The sequence below is a fragment of the Vandammella animalimorsus genome (assembly GCF_002285285.1).
Lineage (GTDB): Bacteria > Pseudomonadota > Gammaproteobacteria > Burkholderiales > Burkholderiaceae_C > Lampropedia > Lampropedia animalimorsus.
In genome coordinates this window covers 20,696-41,622 of sequence record NZ_NSJF01000004.1, presented here as the reverse complement: position 1 = coordinate 41,622, position 20,927 = coordinate 20,696, and the positions used below count along the sequence as shown (strand labels likewise).

16 protein-coding genes and 3 tRNA genes are annotated in these 20,927 nt (G+C 65.1%); 13 read left to right on the top strand and 6 right to left on the bottom strand.

The window, feature by feature from the left end; translation table 11 throughout:
- The first annotated feature begins 39 nt into the window (after positions 1-39).
- From CK620_RS08510 to CK620_RS08500, 3 genes are all read left to right on the top strand, one after another.
- The gene (locus tag CK620_RS08510; RefSeq protein ID WP_095549957.1) at positions 40-1,122 is read left to right on the top strand and encodes an SPFH and helix-turn-helix domain-containing protein; all 1,083 of its coding nucleotides are present in this window, start codon (positions 40-42) and stop codon (positions 1,120-1,122) included.
- Positions 1,123-1,224: 102 nt separating this feature from the next.
- Positions 1,225-2,382 (top strand): TFIIB-type zinc ribbon-containing protein, encoded by a 1,158-nt coding sequence (locus CK620_RS08505; protein WP_095549956.1) that lies wholly within the window; start codon positions 1,225-1,227, stop codon positions 2,380-2,382.
- A 309-nt stretch (positions 2,383-2,691) separates the two neighbouring features.
- Positions 2,692-3,423: a response regulator transcription factor gene (locus CK620_RS08500; RefSeq protein WP_095549955.1), complete on the top strand. Its 732-nt coding sequence runs from the start codon at positions 2,692-2,694 to the stop codon at positions 3,421-3,423.
- An 84-nt stretch (positions 3,424-3,507) separates the two neighbouring features.
- Here CK620_RS08500 and CK620_RS08495 read toward each other — a convergent pair whose 3' ends face one another.
- A complete protein-coding gene (locus CK620_RS08495; protein WP_095539746.1) occupies positions 3,508-3,708 on the bottom strand; it encodes a heavy-metal-associated domain-containing protein in 201 nt (66 codons plus the stop codon).
- 262 nt (positions 3,709-3,970) lie between these two features.
- On the opposite strand from CK620_RS08495, the gene CK620_RS08490 reads away from it, so the two are divergent.
- The gene (locus CK620_RS08490) at positions 3,971-5,434 is read left to right on the top strand and encodes an NAD-dependent succinate-semialdehyde dehydrogenase (RefSeq protein ID WP_095549954.1); all 1,464 of its coding nucleotides are present in this window, start codon (positions 3,971-3,973) and stop codon (positions 5,432-5,434) included.
- Between the two features lie 49 nt (positions 5,435-5,483).
- Here CK620_RS08490 and CK620_RS08485 read toward each other — a convergent pair whose 3' ends face one another.
- Complete coding sequence (locus CK620_RS08485) at positions 5,484-6,197, bottom strand: hypothetical protein (protein WP_095549953.1); 714 nt, start codon at positions 6,195-6,197, stop codon at positions 5,484-5,486.
- Positions 6,198-6,683: 486 nt separating this feature from the next.
- On the opposite strand from CK620_RS08485, the gene CK620_RS08480 reads away from it, so the two are divergent.
- The 8 genes from CK620_RS08480 to CK620_RS08445 all read left to right on the top strand — a co-directional run bounded on the left by CK620_RS08480 (position 6,684) and on the right by CK620_RS08445 (position 15,880).
- Entirely contained in the window at positions 6,684-7,046 is a 363-nt protein-coding gene (locus tag CK620_RS08480; protein ID WP_095549952.1) for a hypothetical protein, read from the top strand.
- Positions 7,047-7,174: 128 nt separating this feature from the next.
- Complete coding sequence (locus CK620_RS08475) at positions 7,175-10,816, top strand: hypothetical protein (RefSeq protein ID WP_095549951.1); 3,642 nt, start codon at positions 7,175-7,177, stop codon at positions 10,814-10,816.
- Positions 10,817-10,859: 43 nt separating this feature from the next.
- Positions 10,860-11,273, top strand: coding sequence for a hypothetical protein (locus CK620_RS08470; protein WP_095542994.1), 414 nt, complete (start codon positions 10,860-10,862; stop codon positions 11,271-11,273).
- 128 nt (positions 11,274-11,401) lie between these two features.
- Complete coding sequence (locus tag CK620_RS08465) at positions 11,402-12,610, top strand: hypothetical protein (protein WP_095549950.1); 1,209 nt, start codon at positions 11,402-11,404, stop codon at positions 12,608-12,610.
- 2 nt (positions 12,611-12,612) lie between these two features.
- Positions 12,613-13,485, top strand: a complete 873-nt coding sequence (locus tag CK620_RS08460; RefSeq protein ID WP_095549949.1) for an SEL1-like repeat protein — start codon at positions 12,613-12,615, stop codon at positions 13,483-13,485.
- 50 nt (positions 13,486-13,535) lie between these two features.
- Positions 13,536-13,928, top strand: coding sequence for a hypothetical protein (locus CK620_RS08455; protein ID WP_124857974.1), 393 nt, complete (start codon positions 13,536-13,538; stop codon positions 13,926-13,928).
- Positions 13,929-14,094: 166 nt separating this feature from the next.
- On the top strand, positions 14,095-15,042 hold the full coding sequence (locus tag CK620_RS08450; RefSeq protein ID WP_095549947.1) for a hypothetical protein: 948 nt from the start codon (positions 14,095-14,097) through the stop codon (positions 15,040-15,042).
- A gap of 91 nt (positions 15,043-15,133) precedes the next feature.
- On the top strand, positions 15,134-15,880 hold the full coding sequence (locus CK620_RS08445) for an OmpA family protein (RefSeq protein WP_179290605.1): 747 nt from the start codon (positions 15,134-15,136) through the stop codon (positions 15,878-15,880).
- 106 nt (positions 15,881-15,986) lie between these two features.
- Here CK620_RS08445 and CK620_RS08440 read toward each other — a convergent pair whose 3' ends face one another.
- Positions 15,987-18,407 (bottom strand): penicillin acylase family protein, encoded by a 2,421-nt coding sequence (locus CK620_RS08440; protein WP_095549945.1) that lies wholly within the window; start codon positions 18,405-18,407, stop codon positions 15,987-15,989.
- A gap of 205 nt (positions 18,408-18,612) precedes the next feature.
- Here CK620_RS08440 and CK620_RS08435 point away from each other — a divergent pair, with 205 nt between their 5' ends.
- The gene (locus CK620_RS08435) at positions 18,613-20,463 is read left to right on the top strand and encodes a M48 family metallopeptidase (RefSeq protein WP_095549944.1); all 1,851 of its coding nucleotides are present in this window, start codon (positions 18,613-18,615) and stop codon (positions 20,461-20,463) included.
- Between the two features lie 91 nt (positions 20,464-20,554).
- On the opposite strand, the gene CK620_RS08430 is transcribed toward CK620_RS08435, so the two are convergent.
- The 3 genes from CK620_RS08430 to CK620_RS08420 form a co-directional block, all read right to left on the bottom strand.
- A tRNA-Asp gene (locus CK620_RS08430) sits at positions 20,555-20,631 on the bottom strand.
- Between the two features lie 60 nt (positions 20,632-20,691).
- Positions 20,692-20,766 (bottom strand) — tRNA-Glu (locus tag CK620_RS08425).
- A gap of 69 nt (positions 20,767-20,835) precedes the next feature.
- Positions 20,836-20,912, bottom strand: a tRNA-Pro gene (locus CK620_RS08420).
- Positions 20,913-20,927 lie beyond the last annotated feature (15 nt).

Genomic DNA, 20,927 nt, shown 5'->3' with positions numbered 1-20,927 from the left:
CGCTCTAGACCTTCCCTACCGATCAAGAGGCGTTTTTTTATGGACCGGATTTGGAACTTGGTGCGCAACCAGCTGATTGAAGTCATCGAGTGGACGGATGATTCGCGCGACACGCTCTCGTATCGCTGGCCTGACGAGGACAAGGAAATCAAGAACGGCGCGCAGCTCATCGTGCGCGAGTCGCAGATGGTTCAGTTCGTCGCGGCTGGCCAGTTCGCCGACCTGTTTGGCCCGGGCAAGCACACGCTGACCACGGAGAACATCCCCATCCTCTCAACCATCCTGGGCTGGAAGTACGGCTTCCAATCGCCCTTCAAGTGCGATGTGTACTACCTGAACACGCGCCTGTTCACTGGCAACAAATGGGGCACTTCCAACCCGGTGATGATGCGCGACCAGGACTTTGGCGTGGTGCGCCTGCGTGCCTTTGGCACTTACGACTTCCGCATTGTCGATGCGCCCAGGTTCCTCAAGGAAGTGGCCGGCACGGATCAGAACTTCCGCCTTGACGAGTTCAACGACACCATGCGCTCGCGCATCGTCAGCGTGTTCACCGAGGCGCTGGCCAAGGCCCATGTGCCAGTGCTGGATATCGCACAACGCTATGCCGAGCTGGGCGATGCGCTGCTGCCTATTATCAACCCGGCCATCCGCGACAAGTACGGCCTGGAAGTGAGCAGCTTCATCCTGGAAAACGTCTCGGTGCCGCCAGAGGTCGAACAGGCCATCGACAAGCGTTCGAGCATGAGCGTGATCGGCAACCTGAACGACTACGTCAAATACCAGATGGGCCAGGCCATGGGCCAGGGTGGCGAGGCTGGTGCCGCGGCCACCATGCCAGCGCAAATGGCCATGGGCTTTGGCATGGCGCAGGAGATGATGAAAAGCATGCAGCAGCCGCAGCAGTCCCCGGCCGCTGGCATGGCAGCGGCCGGGGCCGTCCAAGGGGCGGCGGGGGCCGGCGCGTTGGATGTGCTCACGCCCGAGCAGGTTGCGCAAGCGCTGGGCGTCTCGGTGGAGGACGTGATGGCCTCGATCGAGGCCGGTGATCTCAAAGCGCGCAAGATCGGCAGCGCCTGGCGCATCGCCCGTGGCGCACTGGAGGAGTTCCTGCGCGGCTGATGGCCTTCCCACCACGCGCCCGCAGCAGCCCGCGGGCGTCCATTGCACAAGCGCTGAGCATTCGCCTGCGCTTTTGCAAGGGCAGGCAGCGAGAGAACCGGCATGACAAACGCTATCCCCCCAGCGCCTGCCAGCGCGGCGGCGGCCCCCACGACCGCCATTGGCAAACACCCTTGCCCTGAATGCGGCGCCAATCTGGAATGGAATGCCGCCCGGCAGGCGCTGGTCTGCCCCTATTGCGGCACTACCGCCGCCTGGCGCCCGCCCGACCCGAACGCAGGCGATGGCAGCGAAGCCGGCGGAGTGGTCGAGCAGGATCTGGAGCAGGCCCTGCGCGACCCGGCCAACCAGCGCGGCTGGAGCAATCAGCGGCGCGAAGTGCAATGCCGCAACTGCCATGCCATTTCGGTGTTTGTTGATGGCCGGGTGGCGCAGCGCTGCGATTTCTGCGGTTCGCCAGCCATTGTGGCCCACGAGCAGCTGCAGGATGCGATCACGCCGCAAAGCATCCTGCCCTTTCGCCTCAGCGATGCGCAAATGCGCGAGCGCGTGCGCAAGTGGTATGGCTCGCGCTGGTTTGCGCCCAGCAAGCTCAAGCGAGCGGCGCTGACCGATACGCTCAAGGGCGTTTACCTGCCGTACTGGACTTTCGACGCGCATGCCAGTGCGCGTTGGCGCGCCGATGCGGGCCACTACTACTACACCACTCAGACCTATCGCGACAGCCAGGGCAATCTGCAAACGCGGCAGGTGCAGCACATCCGCTGGGTGCCTGCTTCGGGCCAGCTGCAGCATTTCTTTGATGACGAACTGGTGCCAGGCACCGTGGGCGTGCATGCCAGCCTGCTGCGCAAGATCGAGCCCTTCCCGACCCTGACCGATTTACGCCCCTACTCGCCCGAATACGTGCGTGGCTGGACGGTGGAGCGCTACCAGGTGGACCTGCGCCGCGCCGCCACGCTGGGCGAGCAGCAAATGCAGCAACGCCTGCGCGCCTTGTGCGCCAGCCGCGTGCCGGGCGACACCCACCGCAATCTGGTGGTCGATGCGCAATATCAGGGGCGCACCTTCAAGCATGTGCTGGTGCCTGTTTGGTTGGTGCATTACACCTATGGGGCCAAGACCTACCAGATCGTGGCCAATGGCTATACCGGCACACTGGCTGGCGAGCAGCCCTATAGCTGGGTCAAGATCGCCCTGGCGGTATTGCTGGGCCTGATGGTGCTGGCGCTCTTGGTTTGGATGCAATCACAGCAATAACCGAGCTATTTACCTGGGTTTAATGGGTGGTTTGTAAATATTTGTGAGAATTCTTGTTGCTGATAATCAGTTTTCGCAGTAGCAATTTCAGGTAAAGTTCTGCGGCGAAAAGAAGCTGCAGACTTGCAGCGATTAAGGATGTGTTGTGCGATGAGGCTTCTTGCACTGGAGCGCGGTTCGGAGCTGCTATTTCGGAATGGCTTGTGCCATTCAGAAAATCTTCCGTGAGGCTGCTGTCCAGGCATGAAATTCCCATTAGGTAATCGCGCAAGGCATTTTTAAAACCATTGGAGGCGTGAGAGCATCAACATGCGAATTGGCGTTCTGGATGATGACCCCTTGGTGCAGGAGTTCATGCGCGCGGCCATCGAGCAATTGGGCCATAGTTGCTATTTGTACTCGGACGGCACCAGCCTTCTCATAGACCTGCGCACTCGCACGCTGGATTTACTGGTGGTCGATTGGTATTTGCCCGATATGGAAGGCCCACAGGTCGTGCAAAGCGTGCGTCAGAGCATTGGCTCGAATATGCCCATTCTGTTCGTCACGCGCCGTGGCAGCGAGGAGGACGTGGTACAGGGCTTGAGCAGCGGCGCTGATGATTTCATGACCAAGCCTGTGCGCATGGGAGAGTTGCTGGCGCGCATCCAAGCCTTGCTGCGCCGCTCGTATCCTGAAAGCCAGATGGCGCACATCGTTGATTTTGGCGTGTATCGCTTTGATACGGAAAAGCGTACGCTGGAAGTGCGCGGCGAGCCGGTGGACATCAAACACCGTGAATTCAATCTCGCGCTGTTCATGTTTCAGAACTGTGGGCGCTTGCTTTCGCGCGATCACGTGCGGGAAATGGTCTGGGGGCAGCTCACGCCGATGCCCTCGCGCTCGCTAGACACCCATATTTCCCGTCTGCGCAACAAACTGAATTTGAAGCCAGAGAATGGCTATGTGGTCACGGCCGTTTATGGCGTGGGTTATCGTCTGGAGCAGGTTGAGGCAGACGGTCAGCTGGCCGAGCCGGCCAGTTTGCCGGGCAACGCATGAAAAAAAGCGCTGCTTGAAAGCAGCGCTTTTTTTGGGGGGCCGGTTGTAACGGACCAGGCAAGGCCTCGGGGCCTGCCCCTGATCTCAAGGGCTACCCACTGTGTAGCCAGCTTCCTCAATGGCCGCAACGAGTGCGCTGCGTGGTTGCGAGCTGGCAATGCTGACCAGCCCCGTGGGCAAATCCACCTGAACCTTGGCCGTATTGTCGGTCTTCAGAATGGCCTTTTGCACCGCCTGAACGCAGTGCTCACAGGTCATGCCCTGGACTTTGAAGGTTTGGTTCATTGCAATCTCCTTGTTGGTGAATGGGTGGGCGACACAAAAGCCGGCCCTCAAAATTGCCGAGCGCAGCACTGGCCGTCTATCCATGCGGTCGGTGGCCTGGCGCACAGGCTTACAGTTTCATTATCCGCCTGTTCGGCGCTGCACGGCGGGCGTGCGAGGCTGTTGCGGCCATGGTTTTGGTGGAAAAATGCGCCTGCCTGTGTTTTGCAAGGCCTGCGCTGCAGACCTTGCAGAGTTTCTTTTGCCCGACCGGAAGATTGCAATGACTGCCACCAGCTCAAGCCAAGCCACCCAGTATCCAGATACCCGTTTGCTGATCGACAACCAATGGCAGGACGCGGCCGATGGCCGCACCCTGGATGTGCTGAACCCGGCCACGGGCCAGGCCATTGGCCGCGTGGCCCATGCCAGCCAGGCCGATCTGGACAAGGCCCTGGCGGCGGCCCAGCGCGGCTTTGAGCGCTGGCGCGCTACATCCAGTGTGGAACGCCAGAAGATCATGCGCCAGGCCGCCGCCTTGTTGCGCGAGCGGGCCGATCACATTGCCGCGCTGATGACCATGGAGCAGGGCAAGCCCTTGGCCGAGGCGCGCGTCGAGGCGCTGTCCTGCGCCAACATGATTGATTGGTTTGCCGACGAAGGGCGGCGCGTCTATGGCCGAATCGTGCCCGGCGCCAACCTGGCCAGCCAGCAAATGGTGCTCAAGCAGCCCATTGGGCCGGTGGCGGCCTTTACGCCGTGGAACTTCCCGCTCAACCAGGTCACCCGCAAGCTGGGCCCGGCCCTGGCCACGGGTTGCTCGTTCCTGTGCAAGGCGCCTGAGGAAACGCCGGCCTCGCCAGCGGCGCTGCTGCAATGCTTTGTGGACGCGGGCCTGCCCGAGGGCGTGGTCGGCCTGGTGTATGGCGATCCGGCGCAGATTTCCGACTACCTGATTGCCAGCCCGGTCATCCGCTTCGTGACTTTCACCGGCTCCACCCCCGTGGGCAAGCAACTGGCCGCCAAGGCTGGGGCACAGATGAAAAAAGTGGTGATGGAGCTGGGCGGGCATGCGCCGGTGATCGTGGCCGAGGATGCGGACGTGGCCCTGGCGGTGAAGTCCGTGGCCATGGCCAAGTTCCGCAACGCCGGCCAGGTGTGCATTGCGCCCACGCGCTTTTTGGTGCATGAATCGCTGGCGCGCGACTTCCAGGACGCCTTCGTGGCCCACTGCGAAGGCCTCAAGCTGGGCAATGGCCTGGCCGAGGACACCAAGCTCGGCCCATTGGCCAACGCCCGCCGCGTGCAGGCCATGGAGCGCATCGTGGCCGACGTGCAGGCCAAGGGGGGCGAGGTCGTCACTGGCGGGCGCCGCGTGGGCGAGCAGGGCAACTTCTTTGCCCCCACCCTGGTGCTGCAGCCAGCGATGGATTCATTGCTCTTCAACGAAGAGCCCTTTGGCCCGATTGCCGGGCTGCGCATCTTCACCAGCCTGGATGAGGCTATCGCCGAGGCCAACCGGCTCGACTACGGACTGGCGGCCTACGCCTTCACGCGCTCGTTCAAGAACGTGCAAACCCTGGCCGAGCAGGTCCAGGTCGGCATGCTGTGGATCAACCAGCCGGCCACGCCATCGGCAGAGCTGCCCTTCGGAGGCGTGAAAGACTCCGGCCTGGGCACCGAAGGCGGCCATGAGGCGCTGGAGGAGCACCTGATCAGCAAGGCCGTGGCGGTGACGGGCATTTGAGAGCCCGTTCACGATCGCTGCCCGCTCGTGCCAAGACTCTGAAAAGGTTTTACAGCGGCAGGCAGGCGATCTGCATGTCCGGAGCGGCAACTTTTTCTGCATACCAGCCCTGATTGCGCTCGGGCCAGAGGTGGGCCCGCAGCCGCGCCATCAGCACCACTTCGTCGCCCTTGTGGCGTTCTTGGTAGCACTGCTGCATGTTCTGCAGCATGCGCTCCAGGGCCTGGGCCTGATCAGCCTGGGTGGCGCGCAGCTGCTCGATGGCTTTGTGCAGCTCGGTGCTGCCCGATTCGCTTGAGGGTTGCGAGGCTTCTTTGCTTGGGGCCTCCGGTGCGTTGTCGCCCTTGCCCCGCGTCGCTGCGCGTTGCTGGGCCTGCTGGGCCAATTGCGCAGCCAGTTGTTGCTGAAACTGCTGCAGGCTCTGGGCCCCGTCCTGCTGCAGCTGCACGAGGGCATCGTATTGCACAAGAAAGCCCACAGGCTGCGCAATCACCCGGTGGATGCGGTAGCGCACGTTGGCCCCGGGGCCGCCCAGGGTGTGCAGCAAGGCTTGGGCCTGTTGGCCTGCCGGGTCGCTGTCCCAGTCGATGCGCAAGGCCTTGGTGATGGCTGCGTCATCGGGGTAGGCGATGGCGCCAGATGCTGCGCCGCGCAGATCGCAGGCGCTCAACGCCACAGCAAGCAAGGCCGTGCTGGCCATGGCAAGGGGGCGCAGGCTGGAAGAGCGCTGTGCGCTGGAGGCTGGCAGATATGGAGCATTCATGGGCCAAAAGAAGTCTTGTTGCAGGAGCGCCAGGGCAGGCCATGGCGGCGGCGATGATAGTGAGACTGTTGCGCCGCCCGCGTCGCAAAAATGTGCTTTTGGTAAGCGCTGATCAAGGATTGAAACCAGCAGCAACGCAGATTTGGTGGTGTAGGTCTGGCGCTGCCTGGCTGCGCCAGATTGCGGTCCATTCGGCTTTTGGCACGAGGGGCGCTCAAGGGAAAACAGGCCCGCTTGCTGAGCCGTCTGCGAAGGTGCAGCGCCTTTGCAAAGTCAAGGCTGCGGCGTTTGCAACTCCATACAGCCGCGAACATTTTGCGTACAGCCCGAGTGCGGGTTTTTCTTAAATTTCGCAGCGCTGGCCAGGCAGCCCGACTGCCCGGCACAGTGGTCCGCCAGGCCTTGCGCCGGTCGCGTCAGGGGCCATGGGCCCCACATGATCGGCCACGTCTTGGCGAATGCTCTGAACTTTTTAGGAGAACCCCTATGTCTCGCAAACTGGTTTGTGTTGGTGCATTGCTCGCTTCGGTACTGGCTTCCAGTGCCATGGCCCAGTCTGGCAATATCAGCGTTCCTGGATTGATTTCCGCATCAGGCTCGAACGGCTCGACGGTCAAGAACTCCACCATCAACGTCTCGGGCAACTCGGCCAAGCGCGTGACCGCTGGCGGCGGCAGCGTGGGCATCAAGGTGGCCGAGCTGGAGATGCAAGGCGTTGCCAACGTCAACAGCGTCAACATCACGGGTTCCGAGGTCAGTGATTCCGTCATCAACGTGACGGACAACACCGCCGAGGACATCTACGCCATCGGTGGCACGGCCAACGTCAACAGCGTCAACATCAACTGATACGGCATGAATTCAATCCACGCCTGCGCCCCCGGCTTGTGATGTGGCGCATGCGTGGATTGGTTCCCGTGTTTCGGGCCAACCTGTGGCAGAGAGCCCGGGAGGTTTTTTGGGGCGCTGGAGTTTTTATGGTGCGAATCAACAAGACCGTGGTGGCCACGGCCTGCGCTGCAGCCTGTGCGCTGACGGCATGGCCGGTGCAGGCGCAGGAAAACATGCTGCACGGCCTGGGTTGGGTCATGGAGGGCAACCCAGGCAGCAGCATCCGCTCCAGCGCCATCACGGTATCGGGCAACCGCAGCGCGGCAAAGGTCGAGGCCGTGGGCCTGGGCGGCAGCCTGGGGTTTGGCTTGGCAGGTGTGTTGCGTCTGATCGCCACGGCGCAGGTCAACACCATTGGGCTGGAGGCCATGGATGTGGGGCAAAGCCAGCTGCTGGTCAGCGGCAACCGCCTCAGCGGGCCGATGACGACCCTGGGCGGCGCGGCCAGCGCCAACAGCATTTTGATTTCTGGCCAGGGTGAGCGCAAACGCCTGCAGGGCTCGCAGGTGACGGTGGCTGGCAATGAGGCGGGCGATGTCCATGCCCAGGGCGCCGAGCTGTATGCCTTGCTGGGAAGCGCCTCGCTGCAGATCCCGGGGCGCGCCAGCGCCAACAGTGTGTTGCTGCAAAGCACCGATGTAGAGAATTCTGAAATCAGCAATACCCAGCAGCGTGCGCAGGGCGTGCGCAGTGTGGGGGGCTCGGCCCTGGCCAATGTGCTGACGGCCAGCCAGTCGGGCTTGCAGCAGGTGCGCATTCAGCAGCATGGCAATGTGGCCAGCGAGGTGCTGGCCTCGGGCGCTTCGGCCGCGCTGGGCTATGGTGCGCTGGCGCAGGCCAAGCTCGAAGGCGCGGCGCTGGCCAACAGCATCGCATTGGCGCAGACGCAGTTGGGCCACAGCCTCTTGCACCAACAGGGCAACGAGGCCCGGCAGATCGTGGGGGCGGGCGGTGGCGCGATGGCCAACTCCATGGCGTTGACGCAAATGGATGGCCAGGTGCGCAATTGGCATGCTGTGCAGCAAGGCAATGTGGCCCAGCGTGTTGGCGCATTCGGTGGCGAGGGCTCCGTGCTGATGGGGGCGCTGGCCTCGGTGGACAACCACGCCAGCGCCCTGGCCAACAGCATCAATCTGGACCGCACCCGCCTGGCGGGCCGCAATGAGCACACGCAGACCGGCAACGATGCGCAGGATGTGCAGGCGCGTGGTGGTGTGGCGCTGGCCAACAGCATCTGGGCGCTGCAGGCGCAGCTCGATGCCAGCAGCCTGACACAGCAGGACAACAGCGCGCAGCAGGTGCGCACCAATGGCGGCAGTGTGTCCGCATTGGGTGGCGCCCTGGGCGCGGCAGAGCGCTCCAGCCGCGCTGGGGCCAACAGCGTGGTGTTGGCCGATCAAGCCGCGCTGAAAAACATGCAAGTGCTGCAGCAGGGCAACCAGGCGCGGGGCCTGGATGTGCGTGGCGGCCAGGCCATGGCCAACAGTGTGCTGGCCGATCAGCAGGCCAGCCTGCAGGATGGGCAGGTGCTGATCGAGCACAACCAAGCCCAGGGGCTGAGCACACAAGGCAGCCAGGAGCAGCTGGCCGGCGGCCTGCTTTGGAAAGCCCAGCAGGATGCGGTGGTGCTGGCCAACAGTCTGGCGGTGGTTGGCTCTCAGTGGCGCAGCCCGCAGTTGGCGTTGCAGGCCAATACGGCCGGGCAGCTGCATGCCGATGGCGGCAGCATCACGGCCAACTCCGTCAGCCTGGAGCGCGGCGATGGCGCGGGCAGCGCTTTGCATGCGCCGGTCTGGCTGAAGGGCAATACGGCCATCGAGGTGCAGACGCAGGCCGAATCCAGCAGCACAGCCATCAGCAGCAGTCACACCCGTGCGCGGGCGGCGCTCAATGCAGTGCTGCTGCACGACAACAGCAGCGTCGATGCCGATTCGCAACTGCAGATTGCAGGCAATCGGGCCGAGCTGGTCTCCGGCATGGGCGGCACGGCGCTGGTGCAGTCGCTGGCCGCCTACCGGGGCGCCAGTTTGGTGCGCACGCCGGTGACGATCGAGAACAACCGCGCCCAGGGCATCCATGCGCGTGGCGACCATCAGCAGACGCTGGGCTACGGGTCGTCGCGCCATGGCATTGCCGCAGTCAATAGCGTGTATCTGGAAGGGCAACAGGGCGCCGGCCTGAAGGATAGCCATATGCAGGTGCAGGCCAACCGGGCCGAGGAAATGCACGCCGATGGCGCGCTGGTGCAGGCCAATACGCTGGCGCTGAGCCAACGTGGCCGGTTACTGGAAAGCCAGGCGCTGGTGCGCAACAACCAGGCGGCATCGGTGAGTGCATTTGCACAGACCACGCGCGGCCTGTTCGGTGTGAATGAGCGGCAGAGCTTTGCCGATGTGAACCTCAATACGCTGGACATCCAGGCCCCGCTGGCAGCCAGCAGCTTGCTGGTGGAGGACAACCGGGTCGAGCGCGTCGATGCGCAGGAGGGTGGCGCTTCGGTCAACAGCGTGGCGCTGGGCCAGAGAGCCCAAGGCCTGCGCGCGCTGGAGATGCGCGTGGCTGGCAACCAAGCCACTGGCGTGCGCTCCAGCCAGGGCCAGCAGGCCTTGGCCCACAGCGTGACCATCGATGGCACTGCCAGCAATAGCCGGCTCGATGTGGTGGGCAACCAGGCCCAGCAGGTGCATGCGGATGCGGCCGGGGCCGAGGCCAGCAGCGTGAAGGCCGATGGCGGCTCCAGCGTGGCGCACAGCTCGATCGGCATCACGGGCAATCGCGCCTCCATCGGCACGGGCGGCACGGTGGCCAGCGTGAAGAATCAGCAAGGCGGGCGCATAGCCCAGTCGCGCATCACGATCGCCAACAACCAGGCCAGCGCCAGCCAGGGCGGGGTGAACGCCTCGGTGATCAACAGTGGCAGCCTGGGCAATGCCGCCATCACCATCAGCGGCAACCGTGGCAGCGCCAATGCCGCATTGGCCAACTCGGTGCGCAACCGCCATGGACGCCTGGGCGGGCAGATCGCCATCCTCAACAATCGGGGGCAGGCGGCCGCTGGCGGCGTGCTCAACAGCGTGGACAACAGCGGCAGCCTTTCGGGCAGCGTCACCATCGTGGGCAACCAGGGGCAGGCCAGCGGCAATGCACTGGCCAACTCGGTGCACAACAGCGGGGCGATGAATGGCCGCATCGTGCTGGCGGCCAACAAGGCCAATGCCAGCTCGGCGGGCGTGGCCAATGCCGTGAAGAACCAGGGGCAGCTCTCTGGCCGGGTGAGCATCGTCGGCAACGATGGCACGGCCTCCACAAGCGGCACGGTCAACAGCGTGGTCAACAACGGGATGATGGCCGCCGATGTCAGCATTGTGGGCAATCGAGGCTCGGCCAGCATGGGCGGGGTCAGCAACTCGGTGGTGAACAACGGGGTGATGGCTGGGCGCGTGCTGATTGCCGGCAACCAGTCGAGCACGGCCGGCGGCACGGTCAACTCGCTCATCAACCACGGCGTAATGACGGGCTCGGTGAACATCGTTGCCAACCGGGGCGCTGCGGCGCCGGGCGCGACCACGGGCAGCGTCATCAATGCCGGCGCGCTGGTGGGGGCAGCGGGCGTGGCGGCCAATGTGTCGCATGTGGCCAACCCCGGCTACACCTATACCGTGCCGTCCACCGGGGTGATCAACCAGAGCGTGTTGATCGCGCCGGCCTACAACTTTGTCTTTCAATGAGGAGCAAGCAATGCGCAGACGAACAGCAATCCATCGCACCGCAGTGGCATGCAGCTGTGCCGCCCTGGCCTGGCTGAGCGGCGCTGGCCTGGCGCAGGCGCAGATGGTGCAGTATGGCACGGCCATGAGCATGTACAAGGACATGCAGGACAAGGAGATCAAGGTCACGGACACCGTCACGCCCAGCGTGGCGGCGCGCTCGCGCGTGGCCAAGGCGCTGGCCGATCGCTCCATGGTCGATGCCAGGGCCATGGTGGGTGAGGACGGCACGCTGCGGCTGCCGCCCAACCAGAGCAACCTTGTAATCCGCACGGACTACACGGATGTCACGCAGGGCCCCGATGGCTCGGTGCGCGTGGCCAGCCCGGTGATCCAGGGCAATGTCTCGGGCAATGTCACGCTGTATGTAGAAGGCGAGGGCGTGGAAAACATCACTGTGCTGAACAACCGCCGGTGAGTGGCGCGGCGGCCTGCCGCATGGGGGCAAGCTGCCTGCATTCCATCCGATCCCCCAGGTCAGGCACTGTGCGTTTTGCGCCGGTGCCTGCCGGTTTGTCCATTGAAGAGAATTTTGTGAATACAACAATGAAAAACAATTGGCCTGGCCGCCCCGGGCTGTGTGCAGCCCTGGCAGCGGCGGCGCTGCTGTCTGCCTGCTCGACGCCCAAACACGCCATGCGCGATGCGCAAAAGCAGCTGGCCACGTATCAGGAGCTGCGCGAGCTGCCGCAGGCCAACCTGAACCTGTACTCCCAGGCGCTGCAGCGCCTGGGCTACATGCTCAATGTCTATAAGTCCGGCGATCCGGTGCTGTATGTGCAGTCGCGCACCATCCTGGATTCCACCAACCTCTCCAGCCCATTGGCCGGGGCCGAAATCCCAGGCGACGTCACCGAGATGGTGCGCACGGCGCTCAACCGCATTGGCGCCAAGGTGGTGTACGTGCCCTACCACCCTGACTACCTGGTGGCCCAGGCTCAGCTTGGCGGGCAGTTCGGCGTCACCATGCCTGATTACTTGATTACCGGCGCACTGACCGAGTTCGATCGCGCGCTGTCTGGCGCAGGCCGTGCCAACAATGCTTCGGTGGAATTCGGCAAGGGCCATGGCAGCACGGCCCTGGGCTACAACGCCACCAATGTGGCGATTTATTCGGCCCTGGCGCTGGATCTGAACGTGGTCAACTTCCAGACGCAGCAAATGGTGCCGCGCATGCAATCCTCCAACGTCGTGAAAGTGTTGGACATGACCAGCGAGCGCAATGCCAGCCTGGGCTTTTACGGCGACGCCTTTGGCTTCAAGACCGAGGGCAAGTACATGCAGGGCCGGCATTCGGCCATTCGCACCTTGGTGGATTTGAGCGTGCTGGAAATCGTCGGCAAGGTCACCAACACCCCGTACTGGCGCACCATCCCCAACGGCCACCCCGACCCGGTGGTGGTGGAGAACATGCGCAACGCCTTCGAGGCGCTGAGCCCGCAGGTGCGCATCGGCCTGGCGCAGGTGATGCTGCAAAAGTACCAGCAGCCCGTGCAGGTGACGCAGCAGCTCGATGCGCCCACGGCCCAGGCTGTGGCCCAGGTGTATGCGGCGCATTTTCCGCAGTTGGGTGCGCAGATCGACCTCACGCGCTGGGAGCATTTCGAGCCACTGTTCTTCAACGTGCCCATGCCATGGGATGAGGAGTTCAAGCGCGAGGCTGCGCAGGCTCAGGAGGCCGCACAGCGCCAGGCCGAGGAGGCTGCGCAGCGCGCCCGCACACAGGCCGCGCCGGTGCGTTATGAGGAGGGCTGAGCATGAGTCAATGGCCAATCAATACCTGCCAGACATCGCCCACGCCGCCAAGGCCGCAGCCGCGACCGAAGCGCCAGCGCCGTGGCCTGGCGCTGGCCGCAGCCTGCCTGGGGGCGGCCACGTGGAGCTGGGCACAGCCACAGCTTGAGGCGCCCTCGCCGCCGCCGGCCCAGGCCGCCACGCACAGCCATGCTGCGCGCTATGTGCAGGCCTGCCAGGAGGCGCTGGACAAAGGCCAGCCTGGGCTGGGTTGCAGTGGCGCGCTGTTGCACAACGAATTGCGCGAGCTGCAGGCCCAGGCCTTGCAAAGCCAGAGCCCGGCGCTGATGGCGCTGGTGGGCGATGCCTATCGCAATGAGCGCTCGCCCATCGCCGATATCGGCCAAGCCTATCGCTGGTATTTGATGGCGGCCGTGCGTGGCGATGCCGCAGCCATGGAGCGCCTCAGTCGCATGTACCACAAGGGCCAGGGCGTGGCCGCAGATCCGGTCAAGGCATTGGGCTACGCGCGCCTGACCCAGCAATTTGCTGCGTCGCAGGGCCAGCGCAGCGGCCGTGATGTGGCGCGCCTGATTCAAAGCCTGGGCTCGCAAATGGCGGCCGAGGAGCTGGCGCTGTCCGAGCGCTTTGCGCAGGAGATGGGCGCTGCCATCGCATCCGGCAAGCCGCCCGGCCAAGGCGCTGCGGCTGCCCACGCCACGCCCATGCCGGGCGCTGCGGCCATGCAGGCGCACCCTGCCGATCGCGCTGCGCCCATGCCTGCCGCCGAGGTGTCGATACCAGGGCTGCGCCAGGGCTCGATCGTGACCGTGCCGCCGCAGCCCGATCCCGACACGTCGGCGCAGCCGCCTGGGCAAGAGTCATCCGCCCCATGACTTGGGCGCTGTCGGTCGCACAACTTCTTCAATCTCAGGAGGGCCATGCCATGAACCACCGCCATCGAATTGCCTTGGGCGCCTGCGCCGCAGCAGCCATGCTGAGCATGGCCAGCGGCAGCTGGGCGCAATCGGGGCATCCGCAACAAGAGCAGAAACGGGGGCAAAACATGCCGGCACAAAAGGCCCAGCCGCAGCGCGGCAACCGCATCGAAGTTACAGGCAACCGGGCCGAGCGCATCCAGGTGCATTGCGATGCCAACACTGCCGTGAACGTCAACAGTGTCAACATCCAGGGCCGTGCGTTGCGAGGCGAGACGGTTGTGGTGACCGGGCGCAATACGCAGGACGTGCGCATCGTCGGCGATTGCGCCGAGGCGCAAGATGGCGCGACGGGCCAGCGCAATGGCCCAGTGCAGGTCAACAGCGTGACCATCCGCTGAAGTTGCTGTTGCGCTGACGCGCAGCCACCTCAAACTGGCCAGGCGTGCGATGCACGCGTCTTGCCTGGTATCTGGGGGCTATGCCATCATGCCCGCCGGGCCAGTACGGCTGGCTGTGCCCGTGGGCTGGGGTCGATCTCATCATCAATGGAAGACAGGAGCTTGCATGAAAGACCGCCGCGTGTTTTCAGACATCTTCAGGCTGACTGCCAGGCCCGCTGCACGGGCCTGCATGTGTCTGGCGCTGGCCGCCTGCGCGTGGGCTTGGGGCTTGCCCGCAGCGCAGGCGCAGGCCAGCGCGGCTGCGCAGATGACGGCCGTGCAGGCGCAGGCCAGCAGCGAGGGCGGCTGGAATCTGCGCGTCAAGGGCATGGCCGCCCAGCCCGACCACACGGTGCTGGATGTGGCCGTGTCCTTTGCCAACCAGCGCCGCCCGCAAGGCGCACAGCTGGCTGGCGGCGACACCTTCTTGCTCACCGATGGCGGCACTCGCCTGCTGCTCAAGCGCCCGGCTGAGGATGCCAATGTGCCAATTGCCAACAACGCTTCCATGGAAGGGCAGCTGACCTTTTTGGGCGCCATCCCCGTGGGCACCCAGCAGCTGACGCTGGTGGTCAATGAAGGCAATGGCGAGCAGGACACCCGAGCGCCTGCGCTGAAGCTGCCCATCGCCGTGCCGCCCGAGGTCCAGTCCCAGCTGCGGGTGCACAGCGTGGGCGCCGATGCTGCCAAGCTGGCTGCCGATGTGCGCTACCCGGTGCAGGCCAGCAACGAAGGGGGGCTCTTGGTGCAGGTGCAATCGGTGCAGCGCGAGGCCGACCGCACCCGGCTGCAGGTCAGCATCGCCTTCAGCAACCGCCGCCGCCCGCGCGGCACGGAGTTGGCAGGGGGCGAGACTTTTCTGCGCACCGCTGCGGGCGATCGCCTCATGCTGCAGCGCTCGGCCGACAACCCCAAGCTGCTGATCGCCAACAACGAGGCCATGGTGGGCGAGTTGGTGTTCCAGGGCGCCTTGCCAGCCGATGCGCAAGGACTGACGCTGGTCATCAACGATGGGCACTCGGCCACATCGACCAGGGCCTCGGCCCTGGTGATGGCGTTGCCTGCGCCTTGATGCAGTCGTTGTGGCGGGCCAATCTGCGCCAGGCACTGTTTTGACGAACCAGGGGTATGCCATGCTGAGACGAGAGCATGAAGGGAGCGCGATGCGCGCGATGCGCATATGGGCGACTCGCGCCTGGCCGCTGGCCCTGGCCGTGAGCGCCGGCAGCGCAGTGGCGCAAGCCAGCCTGCAGCCAGCGTCGCCGCCCAGGGCTGAGACGGGCCTGCAGCCGCAGCAGCCGCCAGCGGCCTCGGGGCTGCAGGCCGCGCCACGGCACACGCAGTTGCAGGCGCAGCCGGCGCAAGCGGCCAATCTGCATACCGCACCGCGCGCCACGCAGTGGCAGCCCACGGCGCAAGCCGGCCAATTGCAGCCTGCCCAGGCGGCCGCGGCCAGCGCCTTGCGTCCCAGCAAAACCAGCGCGGCGCACCTGCAGCGCACGCAAGAGCTGCTGGGCGAACTCCAGGCCGTGCAGCAAGGCCAAGAGCGCATCGTGCTGGAGCTGCCCTCGGATGTGCTGTTCGATTTCGACAAATCCGACATCCGCCCGGATGCGCAGCCCGTGCTGGACAAGGTGCGGGAGCTGCTGCAGGCCTACCAGGATGTGCGCCTGAGCGTGCACGGCCACACGGACAGCAAGGGCAGCGAGGACTACAACATGGCCCTGTCGCAGCGGCGCGCCAACACTGTGGCTGCGGCCTTGCAAGACGTATTGCAGCACCCGATCCAGGTGCACGCCCACGGCGAGGGCCAGCCCATTGCGCCCAACGCGCACCCCGATGGCCGCGACGATCCGCAGGGCCGGCAAAGAAACCGTCGCGTGCAGCTGGAGATCACGCAAGGCCCTTGAAGGCCGTATTGCGCACTTTGATGACATGCTCAGCAAAACGCCTTGCCATGCCCATTGCGTGGGTGCATGACAAGGCGAGCTGTTTGGGCTGTGGCGCCTGCAAGCGCTATTCGCTCAGCATTTGTGTGCGGTAGTTGTTGTGGCTTGTGATCTCGCTTTCGGTGAAGGGTACGCGCTGCCATTGCTTGGCGGCATAGGCACGGGTGTAGTCGCTGTAATGCGGCGAGGCCGGATCGTCCGATTGCGAGAAGGTCAGGAAGCTGTGCGCTTGCACGCCGTTGCTGCCAAAGCCCACCACCTGCATGTAGGTGTTGCCGTGCGGCTGCCCGTCCATGGCGTAGCCGCCTTGGCCCAGAGGCAGTTCGGAGCAGGCGATGGTGAAGTAGCCCAGGCCGCCGCAGCCGCCGTACAGCGCAATGCGCTGGCCATCGCGGGTGGCGTACAGCAGCTGGCCGCGCGGCGCGTCCATGGCGGCGCCGCTGTTGGCCACGGCTTGCACGGCGGCGGCAAAAGCCGTGCGCAGCGCGGGCGCGGCGCTGGCCTGCAGGCCGCGCGGGGTGTGCAGCGGGTCCTGCGGGTCGAAGGGCACGGCAAACAGTTGCGCGGCTGGCACTTGTACGCGGCCCCAGAATTCGTCCCACAGGTGCGAGCCGCGTGAGTCTGCGTGGCCGTGGTTGTCCCAGGCTTGCAGGGCAGCGCAGGCGGCGCGCACGTCCACGCCTTCGATGCTGGCCTCGGTGCACACCAGCGCCAGCGCCTGTTCCTTGAACAGCTCGGCGCTCAGCACGCGGCTGTTGAGCACCATGTCCCGCACGATGGCAGCGCTGGCCTGGCGGCCGGGGTAGCCATCGGTGCCGGCCAGACGCTCTTGCGCCATGATGTGCCCAAGGCGGGTGCGCAGCGTGAGCGCGCTGCTGCCGGCGGGGCCGAAGATGGCGGGGTAGCCGCTCAGCGGCGCGGCCGGGTTGGCCAGCCAGTAGCTGTCGTTCATGTTGGCCACGTAGTCGCTGCGCAGCAGGCTGGGCATGCGCGCCGGGCCCAGTGCGCCGGGCTGGGCCGAGTCGGCATCGCTTTGCCAGTTGCAGGCGCTGCGCGCGCCGTTGAGCACCGGCACGCCTGGCAGCGCGGCAGCCAGGGCCTGGCCTGCGGGTGTGGTGCACTGGGCCAGCAGCGCGTCGGGCACGTTGGGCACGGCGCCGATGTCGGCGTACCAGGCTTGGTCGCTGCCGCGGCCCACGGCCACGGTGTTCACCCAGGGCACGGCGGATTCTTGCTTCTGGATGGCGATGAAGGCCTGCAGCGATGTGGCCTGGCCCCAGCGCAGCCAGTTGCGGAAGATGCGGTGGTTGTCGCTGTTGATGTCGCGCATGGCAAAGGCGCTGGCGTTGCCCCAGCCCAGCGCGGGGTGCAGGGCGCCCAGGTTGACCAGCGGGCCGTGGCGGCTTTTGTAGAGCGTGCGGGTGACGGTGCTGAGGCTGCCATCGTCGTTGCGCACTTGCACGCTGATGGGCGTGGCCTGCATGGGCACGGGTTGACCATCGACCAGGTAGGTGGTGGGAGAGCCTTCGGCCAGGCTGAGCTGGAACAGGCCAAAGCGCCGTGCGGTGGAAACGGTGTGGCTCCAGGCCACGTGCTCATTGAAGCCGATGAGCACCAGCGGCACGCCCAGGAAGGACACGCCGCTGACGTTGATGCGATCAGGGATGGTCAGCTGTGTCTGGTAGAAGCGGTCGGCCCCCTTCCAATACCAGTGTGGGTTGCCAAACAGCAGCGGGCCATCGCCGCCGGTGACGGCGCTGCCAAAGCCGTACATGTTGCTGCCCACGCCCGCACTGCCGCCGACTTCAAGCCGGGGTGACTGCACCTCGCCTGGCTTGGGCCAGTCGGCCTGCGCAGCTTTGCCGCCAGCGACCGGGGGCTGGGCATTGGCGATGGCGGCCACGAAATTGCTGTGCCCGGCAGCCAGGCCAGCCTGCATCATGCGGCGCCAGAGGTCTTGGGCGGTGATGGCCTGCACCCAGGGCTGCGTGCGGCAGGCGGCGTGTGCGCTGCGGTGGTCGCCGGCCTGGATTTCGCGCACATAGCGGTTGTAGCCGGTGGCAAAGCCGTCCACCAGCGCATGCATGTCCGCAGATTGTGCGGCGGCCATGGTTTGCACGGCATCGTCAGGCAACAGATGGCGATGGAAAAAGTCCGAATCGATGTTCCGTGGCCGGCCGATGGTGCTGTTGTTCACCGCCAGCGCCTGGCCGCCCAGATGGCGCGAGCGCTCGCCCCGGTAGGTGAGAAAGGCATCGGCCAGGGTGCAGAGGTTGTCCTGCGCCTGCGCATAGCCCAGGCCATAGCCCAGCCCGCGCCAGTTATCGGCCTTGATGTGGGCAATGCCCATGGCCGTGCGTCGCAGCTCGGCCTGGTAGTTGGGGGCCACAGGCGCTGGGCCCTCATCGTCCGAGCCGCCACAAGCGGCCAGCCAGGTGGCGGTCAACAGTAACAGCGGCCAGCGGCCGCCCGGTGCATGCCTTGCCATGGAAATGTCTCCTTTGAAATATGCCGCCCTCTTGTGCGGGGCGGCGCAAAGGATAGCGTCAAGGCCGAGCGCGTGCCAAGGGGGGAAGCTGGCGGCATGACCGCCAATCCACCCAGCGCAGTGAATGGCCAGGGCGTTGTTACGATATGAAACCTGCCAGTTGCAAGACAGCTTCTGCATTTACTCGCGCGGGGGTGTGATACCCATGAAATATTCGGACTTCATTCATTTGGTGCGCCTGTCGGAGCAGGACAGCGCCAGCGATGAGCGGGCCTATCGGCGTTCTGTGTTTTGGTTTGCCGCTTTGGGCTATTTGTGGGTGCTGGGCTTTGTCGGCGTGGGCCTGGTTTTGCTGTGGGTGCTGTTGGCGGCGATCTGGAGTGGCCGATTTCATGGGGGGTATGTCTGGTTGCTGGTGGCGGCGCCCTCGCTGCTGTGGGCGGGGCTGCGCGCATTGTGGCTGCGCCTGCCGCCGCCCCAGGGCCTGGAGCTGACGCAGGAAGACGCGCCGCGCCTGTTCGAGCTGCTCGAGCGCATCCGCAAGAAAGTGCAGGGCCCACCCATCCACCAGGTGCTGCTCGATGGCGATTTCAACGCCTGCATCACGCAGACGCCGCGGTTTGGCCTGTTCGGCGCGGCCCGCAACACGTTGACCGTGGGCTTGCCCATGCTGATGGCGCTGGACACCCCGCGCCTGTGCGCCGTGCTGGCGCATGAATATGGCCACTTGCGCGGCGACCATGGGCGCTTTGCCGCATGGATTTATCGCAGCCGCCTGTCCTGGGCGCGCCTGCACGCCAGCCTGGAGCGCAACTTCAGTTTTGCCGGCGTGGCCACCGACCAGTTTCTCGATTGGTACTTCCCGCGCTTTTGCGCCAAGACCTTTGCCATGGCCAGGCAGGACGAATACGAGGCCGACCGCATTGCCGCCAGCCTGACTGGCCGCGGCACGGCCGCAGCCGCCCTGGTGGAACTCGATGTGAAAGCGACCTGGCTGGAAATGCATTTCTGGCCCGCCCACTGGAGCCAGGCCGCCGCTCAGCCCGCGCCCATCGGGCCTTACAGCGCCATGCGCACCATGCTGGCCGCGCCGCCGGAGCCGGAGTTTGCACAAACGGCCTTGCGCCAGGCATTGCGACGGCGGCCCCAGCACGACGATACCCACCCCAGCCTGCGCGAGCGCATCGAGGCCCTGCAAAAGCCTGCGGCGCTGCCCGCCTGGTCGGCCAAGCCGGCCATGGGCCTGCTGCGCGAACCCAAGCGTTGGATCGAGCTGCTTGACCAGCAGTGGCGCCGTGAAAACCACCAGCGCTGGCGCAGCCACCACCAGCATTTGGCGCGCCTTGCCCAGCGCGTACAGGCCTTGCAGGCGCGGCAGGCGCAGGCCAACGCCGATGAGCTGACGGAATTGGGCCTGCTGCTGCGGCGGCTCAACCCCAAGGCGGCAGTGGCGCCGCTGTTCGAGCAGGCATTGGCCGCTGATCCGAACCATGCCCAGGCCTTGAAGGCTTTGATTGGCAGCCTGCCGGCCCGCGATGCGCGCACCCTGGCCCTGTGCGAGCGGCTGTGGACGGTCGATGCGCAGTACCAGTGGTGGGCCAGCGATCATGCGGTGCAATGGCTGCAGCAGGCCCTGCAAGAGGAGCCGGCGCAGGAGGCGCCGCTCAAACTCTGGCGCCAGCGCCTGAAAGAGGCTGCGGCTGCCGAGACGCGCGCTTGGCAGGAGCTGCATCAAGCCCCTTGCTTTGAGCGCATATCCCGCCACGATTTGAGCGATTTTGAGCTGCAGCAGCTGCGGGCCCAGCTGCGCGAGACGGCCCCGATCCGCACGGCCTGGCTGGTGCGCAAGCAGCTGCGCGAATTCCCCCGCCGCCGCGCCTATGTGCTGTTCATCCAGGCCCATGATGGCTTGGACGAGCCCGAATGCGCCCGTTTGTGCGACCACTTGGAGCAAACGCTGGAGCTACCCGGGCCGTTGCTGGCGCTCTGGGCCGGCCAATCCTTGGAGCTGCAGGCGATCGAGCAGCAGGCCTTCGAGCCCATCTACCGCAGCTGAGTCAGGAAAAGCGTCAAGAAACGCCAAAAGCGCCAAAAAGAGCCAAGAAAAAAACCCTTGCAACCGGCAGGCTGCAAGGGTTTTCATGTTGTGGCGGAGCGGACGGGGCTCGAACCCGCGACCCCCGGCGTGACAGGCCGGTATTCTAACCAACTGAACTACCGCTCCTGGTAGTGCCAATAGGCGCGCTGCAGCAAATGCCATGGGCTGAGCTACAGCAAGCCAATCTGGCGACCCTACGGGGACTCGAACCCCGGTTACCGCCGTGAAAGGGCGATGTCCTAACCGCTAGACGATAGGGTCTTTGTGCATGGCATGCCAGTGACCGATGCCCCAAAGGGCTTGAGCAGCTGACGATGCAATGCGTTTGAATGGTCGGCGTGGCGGGATTCGAACTCGCGACCCCTTGCACCCCATGCAAGTGCGCTACCTGGCTGCGCTACACGCCGAAAACGCGAGATTCT